This window comes from Lysinibacillus sp. NPDC094177, assembly GCF_050279145.1.
Taxonomy (GTDB): domain Bacteria; phylum Bacillota; class Bacilli; order Bacillales_A; family Planococcaceae; genus Lysinibacillus.
Window position 1 is genome coordinate 36,666 of sequence record NZ_JBNNTW010000012.1, and the last position, 26,450, is coordinate 63,115.

At 37.1% G+C, this 26,450-nt stretch carries 20 protein-coding genes; 12 read left to right on the forward strand and 8 right to left on the reverse strand.

The features are described 5' to 3' along the window. The first annotated feature begins 258 nt into the window (after positions 1-258). Complete coding sequence (locus ACQKNC_RS17760; RefSeq protein WP_427426077.1) at positions 259-435, forward strand: hypothetical protein; 177 nt, start codon at positions 259-261, stop codon at positions 433-435. Between the two features lie 54 nt (positions 436-489). Here the strand turns inward: ACQKNC_RS17760 and ACQKNC_RS17765 are convergent, their stop codons facing one another. Then, positions 490-2,505: an S-layer homology domain-containing protein gene (locus ACQKNC_RS17765; RefSeq protein ID WP_427426078.1), complete on the reverse strand. Its 2,016-nt coding sequence runs from the start codon at positions 2,503-2,505 to the stop codon at positions 490-492. 236 nt (positions 2,506-2,741) lie between these two features. On the opposite strand from ACQKNC_RS17765, the gene ACQKNC_RS17770 reads away from it, so the two are divergent. The 5 genes from ACQKNC_RS17770 to ACQKNC_RS17790 all read left to right on the forward strand — a co-directional run bounded on the left by ACQKNC_RS17770 (position 2,742) and on the right by ACQKNC_RS17790 (position 9,986). Then, complete coding sequence (locus ACQKNC_RS17770) at positions 2,742-5,003, forward strand: S-layer homology domain-containing protein (RefSeq protein WP_427426079.1); 2,262 nt, start codon at positions 2,742-2,744, stop codon at positions 5,001-5,003. A 344-nt stretch (positions 5,004-5,347) separates the two neighbouring features. Beyond that, positions 5,348-6,493, forward strand: a complete 1,146-nt coding sequence (locus ACQKNC_RS17775; protein WP_427426080.1) for a polysaccharide pyruvyl transferase family protein — start codon at positions 5,348-5,350, stop codon at positions 6,491-6,493. Then, positions 6,490-7,590 carry a glycosyltransferase gene (locus ACQKNC_RS17780; protein ID WP_427426081.1) on the forward strand — a complete coding sequence of 367 codons (1,101 nt, stop codon included), beginning with the start codon at positions 6,490-6,492 and terminating at the stop codon, positions 7,588-7,590. Before ACQKNC_RS17775 ends, ACQKNC_RS17780 begins: the two co-directional genes overlap by 4 nt. After that, the gene (murJ, locus tag ACQKNC_RS17785; RefSeq protein WP_427426082.1) at positions 7,587-9,125 is read left to right on the forward strand and encodes a murein biosynthesis integral membrane protein MurJ; all 1,539 of its coding nucleotides are present in this window, start codon (positions 7,587-7,589) and stop codon (positions 9,123-9,125) included. Before ACQKNC_RS17780 ends, murJ begins: the two co-directional genes overlap by 4 nt. 249 nt (positions 9,126-9,374) lie before the next feature. Continuing rightward, a complete protein-coding gene (locus ACQKNC_RS17790) occupies positions 9,375-9,986 on the forward strand; it encodes a TetR/AcrR family transcriptional regulator (protein ID WP_427426083.1) in 612 nt (203 codons plus the stop codon). Between the two features lie 64 nt (positions 9,987-10,050). Here the strand turns inward: ACQKNC_RS17790 and ACQKNC_RS17795 are convergent, their stop codons facing one another. Both ACQKNC_RS17795 and brnQ read right to left on the reverse strand, forming a co-directional pair. Further along, positions 10,051-11,436, reverse strand: coding sequence for a S41 family peptidase (locus tag ACQKNC_RS17795; protein ID WP_427426084.1), 1,386 nt, complete (start codon positions 11,434-11,436; stop codon positions 10,051-10,053). Between the two features lie 202 nt (positions 11,437-11,638). Further along, positions 11,639-12,955 carry a branched-chain amino acid transport system II carrier protein gene (gene brnQ / locus ACQKNC_RS17800; RefSeq protein ID WP_427426085.1) on the reverse strand — a complete coding sequence of 439 codons (1,317 nt, stop codon included), beginning with the start codon at positions 12,953-12,955 and terminating at the stop codon, positions 11,639-11,641. A gap of 249 nt (positions 12,956-13,204) precedes the next feature. On the opposite strand from brnQ, the gene ACQKNC_RS17805 reads away from it, so the two are divergent. After that, positions 13,205-14,110 (forward strand): LysM peptidoglycan-binding domain-containing protein, encoded by a 906-nt coding sequence (locus ACQKNC_RS17805; RefSeq protein WP_427426086.1) that lies wholly within the window; start codon positions 13,205-13,207, stop codon positions 14,108-14,110. Positions 14,111-14,195: 85 nt separating this feature from the next. On the opposite strand, the gene ACQKNC_RS17810 is transcribed toward ACQKNC_RS17805, so the two are convergent. The 3 genes from ACQKNC_RS17810 to secA2 all read right to left on the reverse strand — a co-directional run bounded on the left by ACQKNC_RS17810 (position 14,196) and on the right by secA2 (position 17,691). Then, on the reverse strand, positions 14,196-14,360 hold the full coding sequence (locus tag ACQKNC_RS17810; protein WP_427426087.1) for a hypothetical protein: 165 nt from the start codon (positions 14,358-14,360) through the stop codon (positions 14,196-14,198). Positions 14,361-14,428: 68 nt separating this feature from the next. Next, positions 14,429-15,328 (reverse strand): accessory Sec system S-layer assembly protein, encoded by a 900-nt coding sequence (locus ACQKNC_RS17815; RefSeq protein WP_427426088.1) that lies wholly within the window; start codon positions 15,326-15,328, stop codon positions 14,429-14,431. Continuing rightward, entirely contained in the window at positions 15,328-17,691 is a 2,364-nt protein-coding gene (gene secA2, locus ACQKNC_RS17820) for an accessory Sec system translocase SecA2 (RefSeq protein WP_427426089.1), read from the reverse strand. The genes ACQKNC_RS17815 and secA2 overlap by 1 nt, the downstream gene beginning before the upstream one ends. A gap of 224 nt (positions 17,692-17,915) precedes the next feature. Between secA2 and ACQKNC_RS17825 the strand changes: the two genes are divergently transcribed. Continuing rightward, positions 17,916-18,980: a glycosyltransferase family 4 protein gene (locus tag ACQKNC_RS17825; protein WP_427426090.1), complete on the forward strand. Its 1,065-nt coding sequence runs from the start codon at positions 17,916-17,918 to the stop codon at positions 18,978-18,980. Between the two features lie 413 nt (positions 18,981-19,393). Here ACQKNC_RS17825 and ACQKNC_RS17830 read toward each other — a convergent pair whose 3' ends face one another. After that, the gene (locus tag ACQKNC_RS17830; RefSeq protein WP_427426091.1) at positions 19,394-20,452 is read right to left on the reverse strand and encodes an LCP family protein; all 1,059 of its coding nucleotides are present in this window, start codon (positions 20,450-20,452) and stop codon (positions 19,394-19,396) included. 147 nt (positions 20,453-20,599) lie between these two features. Beyond that, complete coding sequence (locus ACQKNC_RS17835; RefSeq protein WP_427426092.1) at positions 20,600-21,235, reverse strand: YigZ family protein; 636 nt, start codon at positions 21,233-21,235, stop codon at positions 20,600-20,602. Between the two features lie 165 nt (positions 21,236-21,400). Here ACQKNC_RS17835 and ACQKNC_RS17840 point away from each other — a divergent pair, with 165 nt between their 5' ends. The 4 genes from ACQKNC_RS17840 (at position 21,401) to ACQKNC_RS17855 (ending at position 26,255) form a co-directional block, all read left to right on the forward strand. Next, a complete protein-coding gene (locus ACQKNC_RS17840) occupies positions 21,401-22,549 on the forward strand; it encodes a sensor histidine kinase (RefSeq protein ID WP_427426093.1) in 1,149 nt (382 codons plus the stop codon). Between the two features lie 35 nt (positions 22,550-22,584). Then, positions 22,585-23,259: a response regulator gene (locus tag ACQKNC_RS17845; RefSeq protein WP_249073460.1), complete on the forward strand. Its 675-nt coding sequence runs from the start codon at positions 22,585-22,587 to the stop codon at positions 23,257-23,259. A 1,031-nt stretch (positions 23,260-24,290) separates the two neighbouring features. Further along, on the forward strand, positions 24,291-24,851 hold the full coding sequence (locus ACQKNC_RS17850; protein WP_427426094.1) for a nuclear transport factor 2 family protein: 561 nt from the start codon (positions 24,291-24,293) through the stop codon (positions 24,849-24,851). A gap of 561 nt (positions 24,852-25,412) precedes the next feature. Next, on the forward strand, positions 25,413-26,255 hold the full coding sequence (locus tag ACQKNC_RS17855) for a DegV family protein (protein ID WP_427426095.1): 843 nt from the start codon (positions 25,413-25,415) through the stop codon (positions 26,253-26,255). The last annotated feature ends 195 nt before the right edge of the window (positions 26,256-26,450 follow it).

The window sequence follows — 26,450 nt, forward strand, 5'->3', positions numbered from 1 at the left end:
TTCTTTCCGTCGCTATGACTATTCCATCCGTCGCTTCGGCTCATCAATCCGTCGCTGACATTTCCATCCGTCGTTTCGGCACTTCTTTCCGTCGCTATGACTATTCCATCCGTCGCTTCGGCTCATCAATCCGTCGCTGACATTTCCATCCGTCGTTCCGGGTCTTCTTTCCGTCGCTGACATTTCCATCCGTCGTTTCGGCTCATCAATCCGTCGCTGACATTTCCATCCGTCGTTCCGGGTCTTCTTTCCGTCGCTATGACTATTCCATCCGTCGTTTCGGCTCATCAATCCGTCGCTGACTTTTCCATCCGTCGTTCTGGGTCTTCTTTCCGTCGCTATGACATTTCCATCCGTCGCTTCGACTTATTGCTTTCCCTTTGCAGTCGCTACGTTTTGCCAAAGAGCCATACCTTATTTAATATGACACCTTAATTTCAATTTCAACAACAAAAAAGTCGCCCTAACATTATAAGGCGACTTCTTTGTTTATTTTACTGTATGGATCACTTGTACATAGTCTTTGCTAACGAAAGCCTGTCCTGTATACAATTTATCAGAAAGGATCTCATACCAGCCGTTTGTAGCAGAGCTTGTTATGATAACGGGCATACCACTTCGTGCATATGTGAATATTGGGCCATTGCTAGTAGATGCGCCTGTACGGACATTTAAGCCTTGTGTTGTTGTTAGACCGATTGTGTATGGATTATTGGCATCCTTAAAGCCTAACGCTTTTTCAGCACGGTAATAGTGTCCGGCAATTTTTGCACCCCAGAATGGATCAGAAGCGTATTTTACGTTAAAGCCAAGAGCTTTTGAACCAACTACTGCACCATTTGCAAAGTTTTTACCAGGTGACCCCCCTGGAGTAATGTAGTTTGGTTGTAGGAATTTATCAACAAGCTCATTGATATTGTCAGCTATACTATCAAATTTTTTGTTTAGTGGGTTCGTATCATATACGTACAAACCAAATAGGTTATTTAAGTTTTGTGCGTGGTCACTCATACCATAAGCACTTTCATGCTGAGCAATTGATAACACAAGCATTGCGTTAATTTGGGATTTAGCTTCCACATCTTTTAATGTTTTCCCTAAACCTATTAACTTACTTTTCTTTGTAGCATCTTTATAGAGGGTGATTCCTGTACTCTCAACCTCTGCTAGTTTATTCATAATATAAGCATCAATTTCTTCTGCTGTATATTGTGTTTGGGCACGGGCAGGTAAAAACTGATAGTAGTTATAGGCCTCACCTTTAGAAGAACCATTACCATTTGTGAAATAAATACCGTTCCAGCTATAGTATTTCTCGCCAGGTTTCATGAATGATGGAGCTTTTCCGTAAACATAGCTAGAAGAATACTTATTTGTATTGTAATCGTAGAGTGTGTGTTTAATTTCGCCATTTTCATTTGAATAGTAAGAACGGCCTTTGCTCATTGAGAATGGAATTAATGTAACATCGGCGTGTTTTAAGTATCCGACTTGACCAGCTAATCGAACTTTTACTTGTGTTGCATCACTACTGATGTATTCCATTTCTGTATTACCTGCAACAGCAATCGCGTCATTAATAGTTTCGGATTTTAGTGCCACATATTTATTTGTAACAACGTAACCTGAAGACATTTTCACAATTTTATCACTTTGGACAATAACCTGTGTGTTTTTTGTCAAAGCTTTTTCAGCAGCTTCAAAGGTAGAGAATCCTTGGTTACCAACTAATGTGCCGTTTGAAATTTCCTTAATAGCATATTGAGAGGAGCCAGTATTTGTATCACCACCGTTAGTGTTGCCACCGTTAGTATCGCCACCGTTAGTATTACCACCGTTAGTATTACCACCGTTAGTATCGCCACCGTTAGTATTACCACCGTTTGAATTACCAGTATTTGAATCACCAGCAAGTGTCATTAAGCGGTGAACAAACGTAGCGGCTTGTCCAATAGTTGCATTTTTGGTAGGCATAAATTTACCTTCAGAGCCTTGAATGATTCCTAGTTGCGCACCTATTGCTACTGCTTGGCGGTAGTCTTTAATAATAGATGCATTATCTTTAAAGGTAATAGTAGGAGTACCTTTAGGAATGTTTAAATAATCAATAGCTCTCTCAAGCATAATCGCCATATGCTGTCTTGAAATAGCGGCATTAGGCTTAAATGAACCATCTCCGTAGCCTGTAATAATCCCGGCTGAAGCAGCAAGTTTAATATCCTTTGCATGGACATATGTATTTGGGACATCTTTAAAGACTATGTCGCTTGTCGCTTCAAGATTCATAGACTTAGCTAAATAAGAAGCAAACTCTCCGCGTGTCACATTGTCATTTGGACGATAACTTCCTTTTGCATCTTTTACTAATGCATTTTTGGAAATTAAATAACGAAGACCTTTTTCATGTGAATGCCCTGTTAATTCATCAGCAGATGCCAGTTGGGGTTGCCAAAAAAGCATGCCGATTACTGTCATGAGCAAAGCGATGATTGATAGTTTTTTCATATTTTACCCTCCTAGAACTTCTACATCATTTTAACAAAGTTATAGGGTCACGATAAGGGTCAAATGTTAGAAAAATCCTAAAATGAGACTATATAAATAGTTTTCTTGACAATTAATATAAAACTGGAAAATAGCTTAAATGTTCCATAGCTATTTTGGCATATTTTTGCTAATCTTATAGAAGTAAAACATGTGAAGGGAGAGTGAGAGCTCTATATTATTAAAGAGCGCAAAAAATGAAAAAAATAGCGAAAAATTTACTGGTTTTAGTTGTATTATTGGCAATGGTTATTAGTCCGTTAAATGCTTATGCAGCCCAAACGGTCAAGAAGGATTATCCACTATCGAAAGGTGTGCAGTATAAACAATATACATACAGCAGTACCAATACAAACTCTATTAATCATCTTGCTATTAATGTAGATGACACGACAGAAGTACAATTAGGTATGCCCGCGAATGTCAATGGTCGAGAATCGACAGTAGCAAATGCTAATCGTAATTCGCGCGAGGGGAATCGTGTAGTCGGTGCTATTAATGCAAGTTTCTTCGATATGTCTGCAGGTTTCCCGTTATTTTTACTAGCTAAAAATAATGTTATTTTAAACGGTGGTGCTGTTTCAAACGGCTCCGATGAATATATGAATGTCCCTACAGCTTTCGGGGTTGCAGCAGATGGCAGTGGTGTCATTGATTATTTTGATTTTAATGTAACACTTTCTCACAATGGTACAGACTATAAAATGTCAGGAATGAATCGTGCACGTAATATATATGAAGCGGTTGTTTACACACCACAATTTTATAGTAAAACAACAAATACAAATGAATATGGTTTTGAAATCGTAGTAGATACAGGAGCTCCGATTACTGAAAACAAATTTGGTCAAACATTAACAGGTAAGGTTACACAAATTACACCATATGGATCGAAAGAAAAAATATCCATTCCTTCAACTGGCTTTGTCGTATCTTTACAAGGTGGAGATTGGCACAGTAAGCTAAGCCAAATTGCACTTGGAGATGAGTTAAGTGTTAACTTCTCGATTGATAAGCTTTGGCAGGATGCGAAATTTATCTTAGCAAGTGGTCCGTATTTAGTAAAAGATAATAAGCCTTACATTATGATGAGCACATCTAGCGTTCGTGCAAAAGAGGTAACATCACGTACTGTTGTAGCGACAAGTAATAATGGAAAAACAGTACACTTTATTACGGTTGATGGAAAACAGAAACATAGCGCAGGTATGAATATGGTTCAACTTGCGAACTATTTAGTGTCGCTTGGTGTCGATCAAGCAATTAACTTAGATGGTGGCGGCTCAACAACGATGGGTATTCGAAATTACGGTAATAATAATGTCGTATTAGCGAATCTACCATCTAATGCGGGTAATGCGCAACGTCTTGTGTCCGCAACATTACAAGCTGTTAGTACGGCACCAACTGGCAAAGGAAAATATATTGATTATACAAATAGTACAAACTATGCAACTCTTTTAACAGGTGCTTCGTCTAGTATAGCAGTAAAATATGTTTTAGATGAAAACTATAATACGCTTCCACTAGATGGTCATTTATCGCTAACATCTGAGAATAATACTTTAAATGTTAACGGCTTGAACTATACTGCAACGAAAGCTGGCGATGATCGTATTTTCATCAATCACGATGGCACACCTGTTCAATCCTACCAAGTGAAAGTAGTAGATGCTCCAGCAACAATGAACGTTGCACCAAAATCAAAAACAGTAGGAGCCGGCGAAACGGTCAAATTTACTATGGATGCAAAGGATGACGGTGGTAAACCTCTAGTTTACAATCCTTCACAAGTTAAATGGTCTGTAGAAGGTAATATCGGTACCATTACTAGTGATGGTAAATTTACAGCTCAAAACCCAGGTGCTACTGGTAAAGTAGTAGCGACTTTAGGAACAAAACGTGAAGCGGCTACGGTGACTGTAGCAAAAGCTTCGCTGTTTAAAGATATTCCAAGTAATTATGTGTACTACAAAGAAATTGAGTATTTAACAAAAAATAATATTATTACAGGTCAAGCAGATGGCACATTTAGACCAAATGACAAGCTTACACGTGCACATGCAGCAGTTATTATTAGTCGTGCACTTGGTTTAAATACATCAAACGTAAAAAATCCAGGCTTCAAGGATATTCCTGCGAATCACGTTTATTATAAACAAATCGCGGCTGTAGTTGAGTCTGGCATTATGAGTGGTAAAGGCGACAATACCTTTGATCCAAATGGTACTTTAACTCGTGCACAAATGGCGAAGGTTGTAGCATTAGCTTATAATCTAAAAGGAACAAGCAGCATTAACTTTAAAGATGTTTCGAAGGATCATTGGGCATACACATTTGTTCAGCAGTTAGCTGCAAATAAAATAACAACTGGCTATGGTGATAACACCTTTAAGCCAAATGATGCGATTAATCGCGCTCATTTTGGATTATTCCTTTATAGAGCAATCCAGCAATAATAGTAGTTCTTAAAGAAAGACTTAGCATTTGAAAAATAGCAAACTAGTAATTTTACCTAGTTTGCTATTTTTCTCTTTCATTAAAAAGGTGCTGAAGTGAGCGATTTTGGTTTATCGAGTAGGGCATGATATTTATATAAAACTAATGCCATGCGTATAAGTTGATCGGAGTCGCCCAGTCGGAACGAAGATCAACTCTATGTTCTGGTGATGAGCTTTTTTTTACCATATTATAAATCTACTAGCAATTTATGAAGCTCACCTTTTCTTACTATTTTTAAAAAGAACGAAAATGTGCAATTGTGGTATAATCTCAGTATTAAAAAGTAAAAGGATGTTTTTTAATGAAAATAGGCATTGTGGGGAATTACGGCAATGATAATAATGGTGATGAATCAATATTATACGGCATTCTTCAACAAGTAAAACAAACATTTTCGGTAACTAGTGATGACATTACCGTTTTTAGTAATAACACACAACAAACATCCGAACGCTATGGGGTACATAGCTATCCATTGTATTACAGAAAGAGTAATTTATTTAAAACGTTTATCCATACTTATAAAAACAATAAACAATTTGTATCCACATTTGACCTCCTCATCATTGGTGGTGGTGGTATTTTAATGGATTTTTATAAACGTGAGGCACACCTGTATGGTGCGTATGCAATGATGGCAAAACAAAGTAATGTTCCCTACATTATTTACGGATGTGGCGCAGGACCACTGGATACGATTTCTGGAAAAATTAGTATTCGTGCAATGTGTCGTTATGCAGCAAGTATCTCTGTACGTGATCCCCAGTCTAAAAAGCTTTTGCAAAGTATTGGGGTGAAAAAGCCAATAGAAATTATTGGCGATCCTGCATTTACATTAAAAGGGGATCGTCAACATTATGCCGAAAAACCAGTCAAAATAGGTGTATCAGCGGTTCCGTACTATAATGCTAACTATTGGCCAGAGGGAAATGTTGAAAAATATGATGCGTACGTTACAGGCATGGCGAAAAATCTAGATGAGGTAATTTCTGAGCATAATGTCAAAATTACATTTTTTGCAACGAAGTACCCGCAAGACGTCACTGTGACAAAGGATATTCAGAAAAAAATGCAACAACGTGCACATACTGAAATTATTGATGAAAATTTGGTGCCGGAGCGATTACTTGATGTAACTGAGGAGCAGGATATTATTATCGGTACACGTCTACACTCGCTTATTTTGGCAACCAATTCGGAAACTCCTATTATTGCGGTATCCTATCATACAAAAGTACAGGATTTTATGTCCTTTGTTGGCGCATCAGATCGTTGCTTACAAATGCAGGATATAGAGGATGATGCGAAGGCTCTATCCACATTAGTTGGCAAACTAAGTAGTAATTGGGAGCAGTCGGTTGCGGAAACGAAACAAATTGCTACCCATATTCATAAAGAGGCCATGCGTGGTCAGGAATTAATGAAAAAGGCAGTGACACGTCTATGAAAAAAATACTCGTCATTAGTAATATGTATCCAACATCTGATCATTTATCATTCGGTATTTTTGTGAAAAACCAAGTCACTGCACTTGAAAAAGCAGGACTAGACGTAGATATATCTGTTAATACTAATCCGGCAACAGGTAAGAAAAACACCATTATGAAATATACAAAATGGGGTTTATCGACATTGATGAAAGGTTTAAAAAACAGAAAGTCTATTGATGTCACACATGCACATTATGTGTTTCCATCTGGTATGCTGTCGCTACTTTTAAAGAAAATGTTTGGTATACCATTTATCGTTACAGCTCATGGCGGCGATATTGAGCGCATGGCGAAGAAGAACACAAGAATTCGCAATTGGACAGCGAGTATTTTACGTGAAAGTGAACACATTATCGCAGTAGGTCCTGTCTTAGCTCAACAAATAGAACAAGATTTTGGGATTGAAAAAGGTAAAATCTCTGTCGTTAGCATGGGTGTGAATCGTGAGGTTTTCACAAAAGGAAATCAAGCAGCAATGTGCAAAGAACTGCAAATAGCTTCTGAGCCATTCAGATTTTTATTTGTAGGAAATGTTATTAAACAAAAAGGCGTTGAGGAGCTGTTACAAGCTTTCCAAATGCTAAAAACAAAGGTATCTCGTCCTATTGAGTTAAATATTGTAGGTTCTAGAAGAGACCAAGCATTTTTCCAATCCTTGCAACCATTAATCAGTGAAGACGTCAAATTTATAGATCCACTAAAACAACAAGAACTAGTGAAGTGGTTCCAAGCAAGTGATGTCTTTGTATTACCATCCCATCTAGAAGGGTTTGGATTAGTGGCATTAGAGGCATTAGCGACAGATACACCGGTTATTGCTTCAAATGTAGGTGGACTTGTATCTTTGCTTGGAGAAGGCGCAGGGCATTTAGTGGAGCCCGAAAATGCTATGGTTTTATCTGAGGAGATGCTGCGTGCAGTGAACACGCCAAAAGAACAATATATGAATCGTGAAGCGGTCGACAAAGTATTAGCCATTCACGATGAAAAAAATATATCAGCTCGCTGTATTGAGATTTATAAGTCGGCCATTGAAGGTAGGGATGACTTATGAAAAATTTTTTAAAAGTAATCGGAGCGGTTGCGATTATTAATATTGTAGCTCGTGTTTTTGGATTCTTACGCGAAGTGATTATTGGTTCTCAATATGGTAGTAGCCATATTGCTGATAGTATTTTCACAGCTTATACAATTCCAAATTTTTTATATCTAGTCGTAGGTGGTGCATTCACTACTGCCGTCATCACGATTTATAATCGAGAAACGACGGACCGTGCACTATTTGTTAAACAGTCCTTTACAATTGTTTTGTTAACCGTTTCCATTATGACCATTGTCATGTTAGCATTCACGAATCCGATAATGGACATGTTTAATCAAGCTAAAGCTGAAAAGGGCAGATTAAGTCAAAGTGATTTAGAGTTAGCTAAAAATCTATATTATTGGATGATGCCATCGTCAATCTTGCTCGTATTATCCTCATGGTATAGCGGATTGCTAAACGCAAATCATAAATTCCATTTGTCTAGTTTTGCCATTTTAATTTATAATGCAGTGTTTTTATTAATTGCTGTAGTTTTATCTAATATTAAAAGTATCGGTGCAATTGGATATGGGATTAGTGCATTAGCAAGTGCGATCATAATGATATACTTCTTAATTGCCGGCTATCGTAAAATGGGTTCGTTTAAGGTTGGTTTTTCATTTGAACGTAATAGTGCATCAAAGCAATTGTGGGTAATGATCTTACCGATTATGCTTGGTGGCGCTACCATTCAACTTTATGCATTATTACAGCGTGTTTTTGCAGGGATGTTATCTGAAGGAGCAGTAGCTGCTGTAAACTATGCCTCAAGGCTTATGCAATTCCCACAAGCTATTTTAATTACAGCAGTAACAACTGTTATCTTCCCGATTTTGAGTAAAAAAGAGGGAGAGAACGACCATGCTTCCATTAAAAGCTTATACTCAAAAGGGTTACATTATCTATTGTTGTTACTTTATCCTGTAACAATCTACTCATATTTTTACTCAGAGAATCTAATACAGGTTGTTTACCAACGCGGTAATTTTGATGCACTTTCAACGGCAATTACTACACCAGTAATGGCAATCTTCTGTTTATCGATGTATTTTTTAGCCGCAAACATGTATATAACGCGCTTTTATTATGCAAAGGGTGACTCAATGGCACCTGTTGTCTTCAGCTTAATCAATGTATTCGGTGTTAATATTGCCGTTATTATGTTACTTGTCGATAAGTATGGAGCAGAAGCAATTGCCTGGGGTACATTTGTAAGTTCAGTAACAAACTTTATTATGCTGATTGTTTATGCAGGCTTTAAATATGATCTGAAAATGGGGATCTTCAGCAAAGAGCTTCAATTTTTCAGAGCAGTTCCGCCAATGATTATTATCACGATTGTTTTGTATTTTTCAAGCAAGTTTTTAGTATTTGACAACAGATGGATAACTTTCATTGTAGGCCTTGTTATTTTTAGTGCAGTGGTTGTTGGCTCGTACTTATTATTTGGTGTGAAGGAAGTAAAAGAATTTAGTGATAAACTAAAAAAGAAATTTTTAAAATAATATAGAAAAAAGTGGGTATCTTAGGAATAATTTGATACCTGCTTTTTTTTACGTCATTTGAAATAAAACTTAGATTTGTTGGACACTATAAGTACTTTTGGTGAAAAAATTGTCATTATTATAATATTTAATAGTAAAAAAATAGGAGCTATATTATAATTGATTTTATTCAGCGAATATGGATTTTTTGGCGTTACTTTGTAATGCTTGAAGGGATATGTTTACTACAAAAAAGATAAGGTGAGAAGTATGGCAAGAGGTAGGAAAGTTAATTCAAATGGTGAACGAAGCAAACAACTATTGCTTGAAAAGGCTTTGGAGCTATTTTCTGAAAAAGGGTATCATGATACTAAAATTAGTGACATTGTAAAAGCTGCTAATGTAACACAGCCAACTTTTTATTTATATTTTGAAAGTAAGGACTCTCTGTACAACGATCTGAATAAACGATTTCAACTCGGATTTGATGAAATTATGAGTAGACAATCAGAAGAAGTTGAAAAGGGAGTAGACAGTTTTGTTAGAGTGCTAAAGCAAAAAATACATATGTTATTTGTTTACATAATCGAAAATCAAAAATTAACAAAAATTGGATTATTCGAATCTGAGCAGTCAATTTTAGTTAAATCTCAGCTTACACAGCAGCTTACTCACCTTATACATCGTTATGATTGTGCTCATGTATTACAATCATATTGTGCAGATATTAACATAATTGTAGATAGTTTTGTAGGATCCTTGGAGCGTCTAATATTAACAAATTTACTTGAACAAAAAAAACTGCCATGCGAGCTAGCAAGCGACTTAGTTCATTTATATTTTTTAAGAGAAGTAACAACATATATTTCACAGGCCGAATAAAGGGCTTGGTTAGTTATAAATTAAAAAACTCCTCTCACCACTACTTAATGGTGAGAGGAATTTTTTATTTCTTAGCTGTAATATGAAGATAAACGCCTTTTTGAAGCTTATTGCCTGTTTCTTTTTGAATAGATGGATGAACAAGAAGCATATACTCTTGCCCACTGTTTAACGGCTCTGATGGGGTAACAAGTAATGAATGACCATCAACTTTTGTAGTAATTGGTACCTCGTTACCACCTAAAGCGACGAGCTGTACACTGCCTTTAGCAATCTGCGAAGAGAGTGCTTGTGAGAAATTTACAGTAAATGTTTTAGAGGTTGGTACATTTTTCAAGCTTGCAAGTTCTTTATAATTTGTATATTGTGCTTTAAGTGCATCATAATGTGCCTGGAAAATAGGAGCAGTCTTTGTTGGAATGTTTGGTTTTACCCCAACTTCATTAATTGTTTTCCCTAAAGGACCTGTAAAATTACCGATAGTAAGCTTTAAATAGCTACCATCATGTAATTCGAAAAAGCCCTGCATACAGCCTTTTCCATACGTAGTTTCTCCATATAAAATAGCAGATTGCTGGTCTTGTAATGTTGCTGCTAACATTTCAGAGGCGCTAGCACTATAACGGTTTACGAGAATACGTGTATCAGCTGGGAATTTTTCGTTTTGAAGGGCTGCACGTACTTTATATGAAGCGTGTGCTTCTTGCAGTAAATAAGCAATTTTTGCTTTAGGGAATAGCCCTGCAATCTCCGCAGCTGTTGTCACATAGCCGCCACCATTGTTTTGCAAATCAAATATAAATGAGGTTGCACCACGCTGTTTTAATTGAATAAGCGCTTCTTTCACTAGCTTTGCACCGTCTTCTGAGAAGGATGACATAGCAATATATCCAACATTCCCAAATAGTAATTCAGATACTACATTCGGTAATGTGAATTTTTTACGTGTAATGGTTGTAGTAGAAGTTTTACCATTTGCATGTTGGAGTGTCACTTCTACTTTAGTATCTTCATCACCAATTAATAAGGATGAGGCTTCTTGTGTAGAGCTTCCTACAACGGATTGCCCGTTTATAGCAATAATAATGTCTCCAGCAACGACACCTGCATCAGATGCACCGCTATCCTCAAACACTTGTAAAATATGAATGCCATCTTCATGCTCTTCGATAATTACACCAATTCCAAGTGTAGATAGATCGATACTATTTAAATATTCCTCAAGTTCCTTTTTCGTAAAATATGTAGAATAAGGGTCTAGCATTTCAATAATTTCAGGAATCGTTTTAGCTTTTTGCAAATCTCCATGGATGGTTCCAACATAATTTTCCTCAATAATTCCTTTGATTTCCTTTACAAGCTGTTGTTCATCGCTTGCAGCAGAAGCGTTTGTAAATGGAAAGATGAAGAAGCTTAGAACGAATACGAAAGACCACAATACTTTTTTCATAGGGCACACCTCTTTCTAATTATTTTTATTATACATGAATTTCCATATAACCGTGAATAGGAAAAGAAGGGTATTTACAACAAAAAAGAATCTGCTAGCTTTTTGCGATAAAAGTAAGTCAATGCAAGATTCATAGACAGTCGTCTAAAGGAAGCTTGAGACTTACTAGCAAAAAAGAAGCAGATTCTACTTAGATTAAATTTCATTTTATTAGCTTATGAATGATAAATCCGATAAGCGCACCGATTATTGCAGGTACAAGCCATGCCAGACTTTGTTCGTATAATGGTAAAGATTTTAAAATGTTCACATATGGTGCAATATTAATGTCCATTTCCTTTAAACCATCATTCAGACTAACGAAGAATGTAGGAATTAATGCAAAAATGTAAACAATTTTTCCACCTTTAAAGAAGTTATCGAAAAGAGACAGAACCATTAACACCATCGCTAGCGGATAAATGATTAATAATACAGGTAGTGATGCACTAATAATTGTTTTAAGGCCTACGTTTGTTATTGCTGCACTGAAAATTGTGAAAATTACTAAAAACGTTTTATACGAAACTTTAGGAAATAGCTTATTGAAAAATTGAGCATTGGCAGTCAGTAAACCTACAGCAGTAGATATACACGCAAGTAAAATTGTGGCAGATAGTATGACACTTCCAAGTTTACCAAAAAGAGCTTCAGCCGACTTCGCAATAATAGCACCACCATTATCAAAAGTTCCAATTGCATCAATACTAGTGTTACCAATTTGTCCAAGTGAGATGTATACAAATGATAAGCCAAGAGCGGCAACAATCCCCGCGAAAATTGTCGTTTTGACTTGTTTTTTAGTATCTGACATACCCATGTCGCGCAATGCTTGCAAAATAACGATTCCGAAAACGAGTGCACTGAGTACATCCATTGTTAAGTAGCCTTGAACAAAGCCTTCAGTTAACGGTGAATTAATATATTTTCCTATAGCTGCCCCTGGTTCACCCATTGGAGAAATAAAGCTTTTAACTGCTAGTAGTAAAATAACGGCCAATAGTGCAGGCGTTAAAATTTTCCCTACTCGATCAACAAGCTTTGAAGGGTTAATAGCCAAGAATAGTATAAAGGCAAAAAATAGTATAGAAGTAATGAAAAGCGGTGCCCAATGATCTGCTGCTGCCTCTGGGAGAAATGGGGCAATCCCGATTTCATAGGATACAGAACCTGTACGCGGCACTGCAAAAAATGGTCCAATCGCTAAATAAACGATTGATGTAAAAATGACACCAAAGGTAGGGCTGACACGATTTGCAAGTAATTGTAGATCGCCACCTGCTTTCGCAATAGCAACTATTGCTAATAGCGGTAATCCGACACCTGTTATTAAGAAACCAATCATTGCTGTCGTTATATGTTCACCAGCTTGTTGACCTAATAATGGGGGGAAGATAATATTTCCGGCGCCTAAAAACAAGGCAAATAATAGTAAACCTACTGCTAAATTTTCTTTGATGAAAAGCAAAATGTTTTTCATAAAAATTAAAACTCCTTTAAGATTGAAAAGATAAAACTTTCTAAAAATTTTAAATACAGAAGTGTATGTTATCATATGAATACTAATCTTGCAATTAATATTCTCTTATAATTTGTCAGAATCTGTCGGAATCAGCAAGATTCATAAATTGTTTGAAAAATAGTCAGTTTTTCCGATATATGATTTTTAGAATATCTAGTATGATAGACACACAAGGAAATATTTTAGCACGAACGGAGGCAAATTGGTATGAAAAAAACAAAAAAATTAAGAATCCTAGCTTTAAGCACTATTGCTACTTCTTTTTTAGCATTACAGACCGCAGAAGCAGCTACATATACCGTGCAAAAAGGAGATACTTTATCTAAAATCGCTCAAAACCATAAAGTAACAGTACAAGACATAAAAAGTTGGAACAAGTTAACGAATGATATGATTTATGTCGCGCAAAAACTAGAAGTTACAAAACAAGCTACTAATGATGCGGTAAAACCTTCAAATCCATCAACAACAAAACCGACAACACCATCAAAGCCGACAACTACATCCTATACAGTAGTTAAAGGCGATACATTATCCAAAATTGCTAAGCAATATAATGTGACAATAAAGGATATTAAAGACTGGAATGGACTTACGACAGACTCCATTAATATTGGACAGGTGTTAAAATTATCTCCAGTAGCTTCAATACCTGAGAGTGAAACAGTACTTAATAACGGATCTTCAGATGCGGGAACATCATCCGTAACGCCTAAGGACCCTACAACTAATGGACAAGCTGTTTATAAGAAAACAGTAGAAGTAGCTAATTCATTAGTAGGAACACCATATGTCTACGGTGGTAACACATCTGAAGGTCTAGACTGTAGTGGCCTTATTTACTATGCCTTTAATCAAGGTGGTTTAAAAATTGGCAGAGACAGTAGCGAAGGATATTTCTCCGGAAATACAACACAAGTTAAAACTCCGATAGCGGGAGATTTAGTATTTTTCCAAAATACGTATAAAGATGGAATATCTCATATGGGTATTTATATAGGCAACAATAAATTTATCCATGCAGGGTCAGACGGTGTTGAAATTTCGGACGTTACATACTCTTACTGGTCTACAAGATTAGTAGCTTATAAACGATTCGACGCAATAAAATAAAGTAAAGGCGATTTTTGCATATACGCAGAAATCGCTTTTTTCATGGAATTTAGATAAAATCGCTCGGTTGAAGTCGACAGTTTTGCTATAAAAAATGTGGCATCGCTGATAAAGGTGTCAGAATCGCTGATAAACCACCGAACATCGCTGATAAAGGTGTCAGAATCGCTGATAAACCACCGAACATCGCTGATAAAAGCCTTAGAATCGCTGATAAAACACCAAACATCGCTGATAAACGGTTGACCACCGCTCTATACGAAAATGAACAAATGAAAAAACCCTTCTTTCATATAAAAAGAAGGGTTTTTAAACACTCTATTGTGTTACGCGTGCTGTCCAACGAGTTAGATCTGCATCTTTAGCGTCAACAAGTTCTGCAGGGAAGATAAATGTCCATGGCTTTGTTGAGTTTGGTTGTACAGTTAATATTGGATCCATTTTAAATGAACCGTTAGCAACTTGTTTGCCTGTTGCATCAATAATTTCTAGTGGTAATTGTTCTAGATTAATAGCTTTATTATGTCCGTTACGAATGAAGATAGACACATTTAAATTACCATTGTCAGCAAGTTTCGCTTGTAGGCCAGTGAAGTTTACTTCTGTTTCACCTAACATAGGTAAAGTTTTTACGATTTTTGCAAGTTCTTCTTTTTGTGCTGCAGGCAGTTGTTTTTCCCATGATGGGTCCAATTCTAATTGGTGACCACGAAGGGAAACAAGGTTGAATGCAATTTTCCAGCCATCTTCTGGTACTTCATCGACTTTGATCGTTGATTTTTCAAAATCAAATACCCATGGACGAGCACTTTCTGCTGGAATTGTGCCAAGTGCTGCAAAATCGAATTTTTTAGATGCTACAAGCTCGTCATTTTTATCCATAATGAAAAGCTCGATTTCACCTAGTTCAATTGCTTGAGGTAATGATGAACGGAAAAATGCACGTACTTGCCATTTTTTAGAACGTTTATCTTCTTCAATACTAATAGAAGAAAGTGATAATTGATTTGGCTTCAATGGTTCTAGCTCGTTAGCAAGGAAATTAAAAATGTACTTTTGCTCTTGTGGAACATCCCATTCTGGATGGAATGATAGCTTAGTCTCGACATCACGATTATCGCTATTATTCGTAGTAACACTTCCTAATAAGTCTTTAGAGTCAATTGTGTTTTCTTGTACAACCTTGTCTGATTTTTTAAAGAATGAGAATAAGCCCATTATTGTACCTCCATTTGTGCTTCAATCATTTTCATGAAGCCTGTAATTTCTATAATAATAGAACGACGTAATTCTTGGAAATTTTTCCCGAATAATTCAAGTCCTTCACGTTGGTAAATTCGCATCGGGTCTTCTTGTTGGTAATGACGTAAGCCGATTCCTTCTTTTAAGTGTGCCATGTTTTCTAAATGTTTCACCCAGCCACTATCTAGGTAGCTTAGCATTACTTGTGGAATAATTGCTAATACTTCTTCGTTTTCAGCAAACTTGCTCATACGATCAAGTAGCTCTTGTTCAGAAGGCTGAATATCAGCTAAAATTTGTTTTACTTTGCCCACTTCACGGTCAATTGTGACAGGAGTCATGAATAGTGAGTTGAGAGAACTCTCCATTTGATCGTAATCCCATTCCACTGAAGGGAGATCATCTGAAGCAGCTTCGCGAACAGCGAAATCAACCGCTTCACTTAGCATTTTTTTCAGCTCACCCATTAAATCTTCACCAGTTAAAATTTTATCACGTAGACCGTAAATAACTGTACGCTGGTCATTGATAACATCATCTAATTTTAAATTGTATTCACGCATACCGTATTGAGAGCCTTCAACAATACGTTGTGTACGGTTAATAAGTTCTTGAGCCTCTTTATTTTGGATAATGCCTTTTTCATCGACAACCATTTTTTCTGAGAATTTTTCAACCTCTTCTTTTGCATAACGGCGGAACATATCATCTTCAATAGAGAGAATGAAGCGGCTTTCACCTACGTCACCTTGACGACCTGAACGACCACGTAGCTGGTTATCTACACGGCGGCTTTCATGCTTTTCAGTACCGATGACATATAAGCCTCCGAGCTCGTGAACTGCTTCATCTAGCACAATATCTGTACCGCGGCCAGCCATGTTTGTTGCGACAGTAATACGACCTTTCTGACCAGCTTGTGAAATCAGCTCAACCTCTTGCTCAACTGTTTTAGCGTTCAGCAATTGGAATTTTAATCCTTCTTTCTTTAAGTGTTCGGCAACTGTTTCAGATTGCAGTATTGACGTTGTTCCAATTAAGACAGGTTGTCCCTTTTCGTGACGACGTTTAGCTTCAGCTGCTACGTACTTATATTTATCTTCTTGTTTGTTGAAAATAATATCAGGCTGATCGACACGTTGACGTGTGCGGTTTGTTGGAATTTGAATAACTTCCATGCCGTACACTTCGCGAATTTCTTTTTCCTGTGTTTTCGCCGTACCCGTCATCCCGGAAAGCTTCGGATACATACGGAAATAGTTCTGAATGGTAATCTGTGCTTGTGCTTTGTTTTCTTCAGTAATCGTTACGCCTTCTTTTGCTTCAATCGCTTGATGTAAGCCATCAGATAGCGAACGACCTTCTAAAATACGACCTGTGAACATATCGACAAGCTCGATTTTGTCATCTTTTACGATGTAGTCAACATCACGCTTGAACATCACATGGGCACGAACTGCTTGAATAACGTAATGGTAAAGTGTTTGGTGTTCAAGATCATATAGATTATCAACATTGAAGGCTGCCTCAACCTTTTCAATACCTTTATCTGTTAAAGAAGTAGCTTTTGTTTCATCATCAAAATCGTAATCTTCTTCTTCTTTAAAACGTTTAGCTAGCATAGAAGAAATGCGATGTAGTTCATCATTCGCACCCATTTTCCCAGCGATAATAAGTGGTGTTTTTGCCTCATCAATAAGTACACTATCGACTTCATCGATAATGGCGAAGTGATAAGGACGCTGTACTTTATCAGCCAAGCTATGTGCCATGTTGTCACGTAAGTAGTCAAATCCGAATTCAGTACCTACACCATATGTTATATCTGCATTATAGGCTTCTTTTTTTGCATCCGGCTCCATCATCGGTATATTTAAACCAACTGTTAGGCCAAGGAAACGATGGATTTGACCGACAAGCTCGTAGTCACGCTTAGCTAGATAGTCATTAACCGTAATGACGTGAACACCGTTACCTTCTAATGCGCGTACATAGGAAGGAAGGGAAGCGACAAGCGTTTTACCTTCACCTGTAGGCATTTCTGCAATATTGCCTTCAGTTAAAACAAGACCACCGATAAGCTGTACATCAAAATGACGCATACCTAATACACGTTTTGAGGCTTCGCGTACTACAGCAAATGCGTCTGGGATGATAGATGTAATTGGTTCACCTTGTTCTAAACGATCCTTGAAAATAAAAGTCATTTCTTTTAATTCATCATCTGACTTATTGACATAGTTTTCTTCAAGACTATTAATCTGTTCTACTATTTTATAGTAGCGTTTTAATTGACGAGCACTAGTTTGCTCATTGTTGCGTTTAAAAATTGAGAACATGAAATTTACGCTCCTTTTAAGTTGTCTAAATGCTAGACACTACATTATTTTATCAAATTTTACGAATGGTGACTACATTTGACATGAAGCATTCTTCCAAATTGAAAAAGAGGAGAAATATTTGTGAAATAGTGGAAAATAAATAGAAAAAGTATATTTCGGCGCCTGTTCGTGCTATAATCAATTTGGATTTAAATGTAGATTATTTTTTGAGGAGGAGAGACATGCTCTACGTGTCTATAATAGCAGCTTTTGTTGCTTCAATTTTGTTAACTCCACTAGTTAAACGATTAGCGTTCAAAATAGGTGCTGTCGACGCACCAAACTACCGAAAAGTACATGCACGAATTATGCCAAGACTTGGGGGATTGGCGATCTTCCTTTCTTTTTTAATAGCTGTAGCTATATTTCAGCCGATTTTGATAATCAATGAAAATGGTAGTAATTTTTTACTTGCAATTATTATTGGTGCTTGCATTATCGTAGCAACAGGTGTCATAGATGATATGCGTGAAATTTCCGCAAAGGCCAAATTAGTTGGCCAGCTTATTGCGGCACTTATCGTTATTTTTGTAGGTGGCATTCAAATTGATATGATTACCTTGCCATTTGTAGGTGAATTAAATTTTGGATTCCTAAGTATTCCTTTAACAATTATTTGGATTGTTGGTATTACCAATGCCATTAATTTAATCGATGGCTTAGATGGTCTAGCGGCAGGCGTTTCAACGATTGCCCTTATTACTTTAGCTGTCATGGCAATTATTATGAGCAATATGTTCGTTTTAGCAATCGCAGCCATTTTAGCAGCATCAACATTTGGATTTTTATTTTACAATTTCCACCCAGCGAAAATCTTCATGGGTGATACAGGGGCCTTATTCCTTGGCTTTATGATATCAGTGCTCGCATTGCTTGGATTTAAAAATGTTACGGTCGTTGCATTAATTGTCCCAATTATTATACTAGGTGTGCCAATTTCTGATACATTCTTTGCGATTGTCCGTCGTGTACGGATGAAGAAAAAATGGTCTGATCCAGATAAATCACACTTGCATCACCGTTTACTAGATATGGGCTTCACACATCGCCAAACTGTACTCATTATTTATGGGATTGCCATCATGTTTGGATTAGCAGCCATCATTTTCTCTATGGCCAAAGTATGGGGTGCGATTTTACTCGTAGCTGTCATATTAACTGCAATTGAAGTTTTGGTTGAAGTCATTGGACTCGCGGGTAAAAACTACAAACCACTATTGAATTTTGTGCGGATATTTAATAAATAAAACGTTAAAGCAATCATCCATTTTCATGTATGATTGCTTTTTTTTATATCCCGCTTCATATAGTTTACTTTGGAAGTAGAAGTGGACGTGTTCAGGGTAACATAATAGAAAGAAGTTCGGGGCTACGTGTGGAAACTCAGGTAGAGTGGAGAATCGCTTGGGCAAGGTGAGAGAGTACTCGGGTGGGCCGGGAAACTGCTCGGGTAGGGTCGGAAAGTGATCAGGTAGACCGAAAAACTGCTCGGGTACAGTGGGAAACCGCTCAGGTAGACCCTAGAATTGCTCGAATAACATGGAGAAAAGTTCAGATCTATTAGTGTCCCAGACAGTAATTTCCTCGCTCAGAAAACATCACAAAATCATGCCATACAAAAAGCCTTTCCACAAATGTAAAAGTGGAAAGGCTTTTATAGTTACTGAGAGTTACCGTTATTTGTTGTATCATCGCCAACAGCGTTAGCTTTATCAGAATTGTTATTCGTTAAGCTACTAGATGCTTTATTAGTGCCAAGATGGTTTTTGAGTGTTTCAGATATTTCATCAACCGATTCTTGTTTTAATTTATAGTAGTAAACACCAGTAGACATATCGTCTGCACCATCTAATGTTAAAGAATCAATACGTGGCATCCCTTGTGATAAATAGGATAGGAATGATTTCATTTCACTAAATGTCATATTTGTCTTCATGTTATCACCAAGTGCTTTAATGACATCATCATATTTTGAAATGGATCCTACAGAAGAAACTTTATTGATAATCGCCGTTAAAATCTCTTGTTGACGCTTGCCGCGTTCAATATCATTGTCTTGCTTACGTGTTCTTGCTAGTGCAAGTGCCTGACTTCCGTTTAAATGCTGCATACCAGGTTCTAAGTTGATGGCATTGCGATCGAATTCGTCTTTTTCGTGTAACTTATACGGCACTTCAGCTTCGATTCCACCTAATGCATCAACAACGTCAATAAACGCATTAAAGTTCATACGAACATAATAATCAATCGGCACATCTAATAGTTTTTCTACTGTATCAATTGTTGAAAGTGTTCCACCATAGGCGTGTGCATGAGTAATTTTATCCTTATGTCCTACAGAAGGAATGTATACATAAGAATCTCGAGGGATACTTAGCATTTTAATTGTTTTTGTTTTATTGTTTAATGTCGCTAGGATTAGTGCGTCGGAACGTGAGTGTTCAGAGCCTTGCCCGCGATTTTCACTATCATCAACACCTACAAATAGGATTGAAACATTATCATGTACTGGTTCTACTTTCTCATCACGAAGTGCAGAAATGTCTCGACCTTTTAATTCTTCATGTGCTGAGTTTACTGCATGCTCTGCTTGCTTCGTAATATAAACACCATAAGCAGTCGCGCAAATTAGTAAACTAGCAACAAGAAGAAGAGAAACTTTTATAATTAGGGAAGCTTTAGAAGACCTCTTTTTGCTTTTTTTAGTTCTATTATTCATATTTGATATATTCTCCTCTGAATTTTGGGAATAATAATGCGATTAAACTATACTTTAGTCATGTACTTTTAAAATATGAGTAAATGATAAAATAGCTCAATATTAAAATTATACTATGGATATTTAGCTTTCGACAATTAAAACTATTTATTTCACAACAAATTCAATAAATTGAACATTCTCCAAAGTAATGTTTGCTTGTCCGTTTGTCATTTCCGTTACCCAGTTTCGGAAATGTTCTTCTTCCTCTTTTAATACGGATACAATAATTTCGACGCCTTCCAAGTAGCGAATTTCTTCTAATGTATACGAAGAACCTCGAATTTCATTTTCTACTTTGCCAAGCCAAGTGTAATCAATGGCAATATTCATAAAATGATGAAGCTTGCGTTCAACTACTTGGGCAGCAAGTAAACCTTCTGTTGTCGCTTTTCCATACGCACGAATAAGACCGCCACCGCCAAGCTTAATGCCACCGAAGTAGCGTGTGACGACAACGACCGTATCCTTTAATCCTTGTTTTTTTAGAACCTCTAACATAGGGACGCCAGCTGTACCACTAGGTTCCCCGTCATCATTTGCTTTTTGAATATGATCATGCTCTCCGATTATATAGGCTGAACAATTGTGTGTCGCATTATGATGCATTTTTTTTATTCGTTCAATAAAAGAAATTGCATCCTCTTCCGTTTCTGCACGTTCTATATAAGTAAGAAAGCGAGATTTAGAAATAACAATTTCGCTTTCTCCATATCCTTTTACTGTTAAATAGTTTTCTCTCATCAGTTTCAATCTCCTTTTAAGTAGAGTTCTATTCTATAATTTTCATAAAGAAAAAGCATTAAATTTTGACATGGTGATGCTATAATAGGTGTAGACTATGGAATATATGAAATTGGTCTATCAAAATGGTAAGTAATCATAAGACATTAGACTGGGGAGTATACTATGTTTTCAAATGATACCTTCGATTTAAAGTCGCTTGATGACATATTTAATCGAATGTTAGAAACAATCATGAGCTCAAAAGATGATATCTTTATTATAAGTGAACAGAGCCGAAGAAGCTTCGAAGATATGCAAAAAGAGCTAGAAATTGTTCGAAAACAAGTTTCAATTGTTATTGATGAAGGCGATGCTTTAGAAAAAAGTACACAGCTTGCTAAGCAAAGACTTGTGTTAGTGAGTAAAGCTTTTGATAATTATACCGAAGAACAAGTTAGAGATGCATATGAAACTGCACATGATTTTCAATTGAAGCTCTCCGTTATTAGAACACAAGAAAAGCAGCTACGTGATAAAAGAGATGATCTAGAGAGAAGATTAAGAGCATTACTCGATACGATTGAACGTGCAGATCATATAGTCAATCAAGTAAATGTCGTTTTGAATTACTTAACTTCCGATTTAAAAAATGTTGGTTTAGCACTTGAACAAGCAAAAATGAAACAAGATTTTGGTATACGTATTATTGCAGCACAAGAAGAGGAGCGTAAACGTCTATCTAGGGAAATTCATGATGGACCTGCTCAGATGCTGGCAAATGTACTAATGCGCACTGATTTAATAGACAGAACGTATCGTGAAAAAGGCATTGAATATGCTTTGGCTGAAATTGTTGATTTAAAGAAAACGGTGCGTAATGCATTATCAGAGGTGCGACGTATAATCTATGACTTAAGACCAATGGCACTTGATGATTTGGGAATTGTTCCGACATTAAAAAAATACTTATCGACAGTGACTGAATATAATCCTGGAGTAGAAGTTCATTTCCAATCGAGAAGCACTGAAAAACGCATACCATCAAACTATGAAGTATCTATTTTCCGATTAGTGCAGGAATGTGTGACAAATGCCATGAAGCACGGTAAATGTAAGGATATCTGGGTAAAACTTGAGTGGTTGAGCGATGCCGTAAATATTGTTGTAAAGGACGATGGCATAGGTTTCGATCCGGAGGTAGTTAAAGACCATTCCTTTGGTATTTTAGGTATGAAAGAACGTATCGAAATTTTGGATGGGACAATCTCAATTACAAGTGAGATAAATCGAGGTACGACGGTTTTATTTAAAATTCCGTTAGAAGTAGAGTAAAACGATTGTTGGAGAAATTTAGGGGGTAAAGACAAATGACGAAGATTATTATTGTAGACGATCACCAGCTATTCCGCGAAGGAGTAAAACGTATTTTAGACTTTGAAGATACGTTTGATGTGGTAGCAGAAGGTGATGATGGTACAGATGTGGTTTCTTTATATGCTGAAAATCAACCAGATGTTGTACTAATGGACATTAATATGCCGGGGAAAAATGGAGTAGAGGCAACGGCAGATTTAATTAATGAATTCCCAGATGCGAAGGTTATTATGTTATCAATCCATGATGATGAAACATACGTAACACACGCGCTAAAATCAGGATCACTTGGCTATATGTTAAAAGAGATGGATGCTGACGAAATCGTTGAAGCCATTAAAGTAGTTGCGAATGGCGGATCTTATCTACATCCAAAAGTAACAAAAAATTTAGTAGCGGAATTCCGTCGTCTTTCTGAGCATGAAAATAAAGGTAACTTCCATCAAACAGAAATTCGTCGCCCATTCCATTTACTAACAAAACGTGAATGTGAAGTATTACAATTATTAACAGATGGACAATCTAACCGTACAATTGGTGAGACACTGTTCATTTCTGAAAAAACTGTTAAAAACCACGTTTCAAGCATTTTACAAAAAATGAATGTAAACGACCGTACACAAGCTGTTGTTACAGCCATTAAAAATGGCTGGGTTGAAGTACGCTAATAGCATACATTGAATAACTTCTTTCAGCAGAACTGAAAGAAGTTGAAGCCTCCGGCGGATGTCACGGAATTGGTAAGGAGTTAATAAAGGAGGTTAGCCTAAAATCATCGCATCCATGCGATAACGGCTAACTGACCTGCATCGGAAAAAATGCCACGTCCTGTGGCATTATCGAAATGACCGACATCGTGTCGGCCCTCACGCAGGCCTAGGCACAAAGCCGATTCCGGACGCAATTATGCCGTGGCATAATTGATAGACTGTTTTTAAAGGCTACTATATTATTTAGTAGTTTTTAAAGCAGTTTTTTTATTGAAATTAAACCGCTGCTTTTGTGATGAAATCATAGAGAATCCCACCTCTATAGTGTGTGTAACCTATTCTCATCGACTGCAATAGAGGAACTTGCTAGCTATTAGAAAAATGCACTATATTAGCATTCCAGTGGGTAACGCAAAAATTGTAGTAATTTATACATAGAGATCATTTAACTTCTTTCAGCGGAGTCTCCCACCTCTATAGGTGGTGAGATGAATGCAGGTTTAAGTTACTTTTCAGGGGGGTACAAACATCCGCTGAAATAGAGGAACTCAGTCTAAGAACGCCACGTCCTGTGGCAATGACTGAGTGACCAACTTCGTGCTGCTGACGCTACGTTAGCACTACGCTTTCGCGCAAAAAACATCTGTTGGCCTAAAGCCTCCGGCGGATGTCACGGAAATCGGAAAGGAGTTCTTAAAGGATGTTAGCCTAAAATCATCGCATCCATGCGATAACGGCTAACTGACCTGCATCGGAAAAAACGCCACGTCCTGTGGCATTACCGAAATGACCGACATCGTGTCGGCCCTCACGCAGGCCTAAGCACAAAGCCGATTCCGGACGCAATTATACCAAGGTATAATTGATTTAGTGCAACATTTTAAAATCGTGGGCGTCATAAGGAAGATGTAACACCTAAATGTTGAAAATGCACAACAAAATTCCTACAACGGGATTTATATGCTACAATATGCGCGGGAGGTTTTTTGATGTTAAAGAAAAGTTTTCTAGCAGTTTTTACCTTATTAATGTTAACTTCATTAATGTTAACTGCCTGTGGTAATAAAAAAGATGAAATGAGTGCAGAAGAAAGACAAAAAATCATTGATGATGGAACTGTCGGGTTTGAAATGAATGGTGAAAAAATAACAAAGGCAGAAAATATCCCTGCTGTAGAAGAAAGAGCAATATTAGAAGCCTTTAATGAATATAATGCAGCTTTCAATGCAAAAGATATTGATCGTTATATGCAAACAATCTCGAAAAATCCAAAAGGTTTCAATTATGAAGAAGAAAAAGAATACGTGACAGAAGTATTTAAACAGTCAGACGTTAAACGAGATGCTAAAGATACTACAATTATAAAATATAGCCAAAATGAAGCACAGGTCCATTCAAATATAACATTGCATTTAGTACAAACTAAAACAAATGTGAAGCATGAAAGTGCAGGACAACAAGTTACAGTATTCGTCAAAGAAGATGGACGCTGGAAGGTCACAAGTGTCTTTTATATTGGAGATGACACGAAATCAAGTACTGGCAAATAAAATGAGGATATCTTCATTCAGGCTCATCACTAAGAGTTGAGGTTGGGCGATTTTTGGAGGATTAGCGTCAAAGAAAAGACACTAGTGCGAGCAAGGTAGAGACACGAAGGCAAAAAGCATTACGCCAAACGGCCCTATTTGGAACGGAAATGAACCCATATGGTGATGAGTCTTCATTCACTATAAGAAGGACTAATTGGATGAAGATTAACCTCTGTCGAATTTAGTTTTGCTAAGAGAAATATACATAGAAAATGAATGTGAAATGGATGCTAAGTTTAACAATTTAGCAGATGTCTAGAGTGATGAAAGAGTACTTATTCTTATTCAGCATTCGGACAAGATTACGCAATGTCGTAATTCATTTCACATTCATTTCTTTTTATCTTAATAAGTACTTACTAAAATAGGAGAACTCAGTTTAAGAACGCCACGTCTTGTGGCATTACCAAGCAAAGCGACAGCACAATTTGTTTATCTGTAGCGAAAGTAAAGCGACAGCTACAATTGCGCCGAGGCGCAATTGATTGTAAACTATGTAGAATAGGAGAGTGGACATGGATGAGGACAGCAATCGTAACAGATAGTACTGCATATATTTCAGCTGAGGAACGAGCACGCTTAAACATTCATATGATTCCGTTAAGTGTAAATATCTCAGGGCAATTATTTGCAGAAGAAGTAGATATCACGGCATCTGAATTTTATGATAAAGTACGCGGGGCAAAAGAATTTCCAAAAACAACGCAGCCCCCAATTGGCGAATTTGTCGCTCTCTTTGAAGAGTTGGCAAAAGAGTATGATGAGGTAATATCTATTCATTTATCAAGTGGTATCAGTGGAACATATCAAGGTGCAATTCAAGCAGGCGAAATGGTGGAAGGCATTGATATGTACGCTTTTGATAGTGAAATATCCTGTGCGGTGCAGGGTTTTTACGCTCTGCGAGCAGCTGAAATGGCGGCTCAGGGCTTTTCTGCAAAAGAAATTCTCGCAACATTGGCGGACATGAAGCAGACAATTCGTGCTTACTTCATTGTAGACGACTTAGGGCACTTACAACGTGGGGGACGTCTGTCTTCAGCAGCGGCATTAATTGGCGGCTTATTACAAGTAAAGCCGGTACTACATTTTGTGAACAAGGTCATTGTACCTTTTGAAAAAATTCGTACGCGTAAAAAAGCATTAAAACGTGCTGAGGAACTACTAGCTGAGGATGCTAGAAAGTATGAAGCACTGGACGCTGTTGTGATCCACGGCAATTGCCAGGCTGAAGCAGAAGAATGGCTAGCACAACTAGCAGCAACCTACCCGAACGTTAACTTTACATTGAGCTATTTCGGTCCCGTAATTGGAACACACTTAGGTGAAGGCTCAATGGGGCTAGGCTGGACAAAAAAATAATCTTAAGTGAGACGGTCTCTACAGTAAATTTGTAGAGGCTGTTTTTTATTTAGGGATATATTCGTATTGCCGGGTGAAGCGGAAGAATCGCCGGTAATTCTTTAACATCGCTGATAAACCCGTGAACATCGCTGATAAAAGTAAGAGAATCGCTGATAAACCCGCCAACATCGCTGATAAAAGATCGGAAACCGC

Bases quoted from the DNA above. Each gene is read 5' to 3' on its own strand.
- ACQKNC_RS17855 (WP_427426095.1), top strand. From the start codon at position 25,413: ATGAGGACAGCAATCGTAACAGATAGTACTGCATATATTTCAGCTGAG.
- ACQKNC_RS17850 (WP_427426094.1), top strand. From the start codon at position 24,291: ATGTTAAAGAAAAGTTTTCTAGCAGTTTTTACCTTATTAATGTTAACT.
- ACQKNC_RS17845 (WP_249073460.1), top strand. From the start codon at position 22,585: ATGACGAAGATTATTATTGTAGACGATCACCAGCTATTCCGCGAAGGA.
- brnQ (WP_427426085.1), bottom strand. From the start codon at position 12,955: ATGAAAAACATTTTGCTTTTCATCAAAGAAAATTTAGCAGTAGGTTTA.
- ACQKNC_RS17815 (WP_427426088.1), bottom strand. From the start codon at position 15,328: ATGGGCTTATTCTCATTCTTTAAAAAATCAGACAAGGTTGTACAAGAA.
- ACQKNC_RS17765 (WP_427426078.1), bottom strand. From the start codon at position 2,505: ATGAAAAAACTATCAATCATCGCTTTGCTCATGACAGTAATCGGCATG.
- ACQKNC_RS17840 (WP_427426093.1), top strand. From the start codon at position 21,401: ATGTTTTCAAATGATACCTTCGATTTAAAGTCGCTTGATGACATATTT.
- ACQKNC_RS17790 (WP_427426083.1), top strand. From the start codon at position 9,375: ATGGCAAGAGGTAGGAAAGTTAATTCAAATGGTGAACGAAGCAAACAA.
- ACQKNC_RS17825 (WP_427426090.1), top strand. From the start codon at position 17,916: ATGCTCTACGTGTCTATAATAGCAGCTTTTGTTGCTTCAATTTTGTTA.
- ACQKNC_RS17760 (WP_427426077.1), top strand. From the start codon at position 259: ATGACTATTCCATCCGTCGTTTCGGCTCATCAATCCGTCGCTGACTTT.
- ACQKNC_RS17775 (WP_427426080.1), top strand. From the start codon at position 5,348: ATGAAAATAGGCATTGTGGGGAATTACGGCAATGATAATAATGGTGAT.
- ACQKNC_RS17770 (WP_427426079.1), top strand. From the start codon at position 2,742: ATGAAAAAAATAGCGAAAAATTTACTGGTTTTAGTTGTATTATTGGCA.
- murJ (WP_427426082.1), top strand. From the start codon at position 7,587: ATGAAAAATTTTTTAAAAGTAATCGGAGCGGTTGCGATTATTAATATT.
- ACQKNC_RS17795 (WP_427426084.1), bottom strand. From the start codon at position 11,436: ATGAAAAAAGTATTGTGGTCTTTCGTATTCGTTCTAAGCTTCTTCATC.
- secA2 (WP_427426089.1), bottom strand. From the start codon at position 17,691: ATGTTCTCAATTTTTAAACGCAACAATGAGCAAACTAGTGCTCGTCAA.
- ACQKNC_RS17830 (WP_427426091.1), bottom strand. From the start codon at position 20,452: ATGAATAATAGAACTAAAAAAAGCAAAAAGAGGTCTTCTAAAGCTTCC.
- ACQKNC_RS17805 (WP_427426086.1), top strand. From the start codon at position 13,205: ATGAAAAAAACAAAAAAATTAAGAATCCTAGCTTTAAGCACTATTGCT.
- ACQKNC_RS17835 (WP_427426092.1), bottom strand. From the start codon at position 21,235: ATGAGAGAAAACTATTTAACAGTAAAAGGATATGGAGAAAGCGAAATT.
- ACQKNC_RS17780 (WP_427426081.1), top strand. From the start codon at position 6,490: ATGAAAAAAATACTCGTCATTAGTAATATGTATCCAACATCTGATCAT.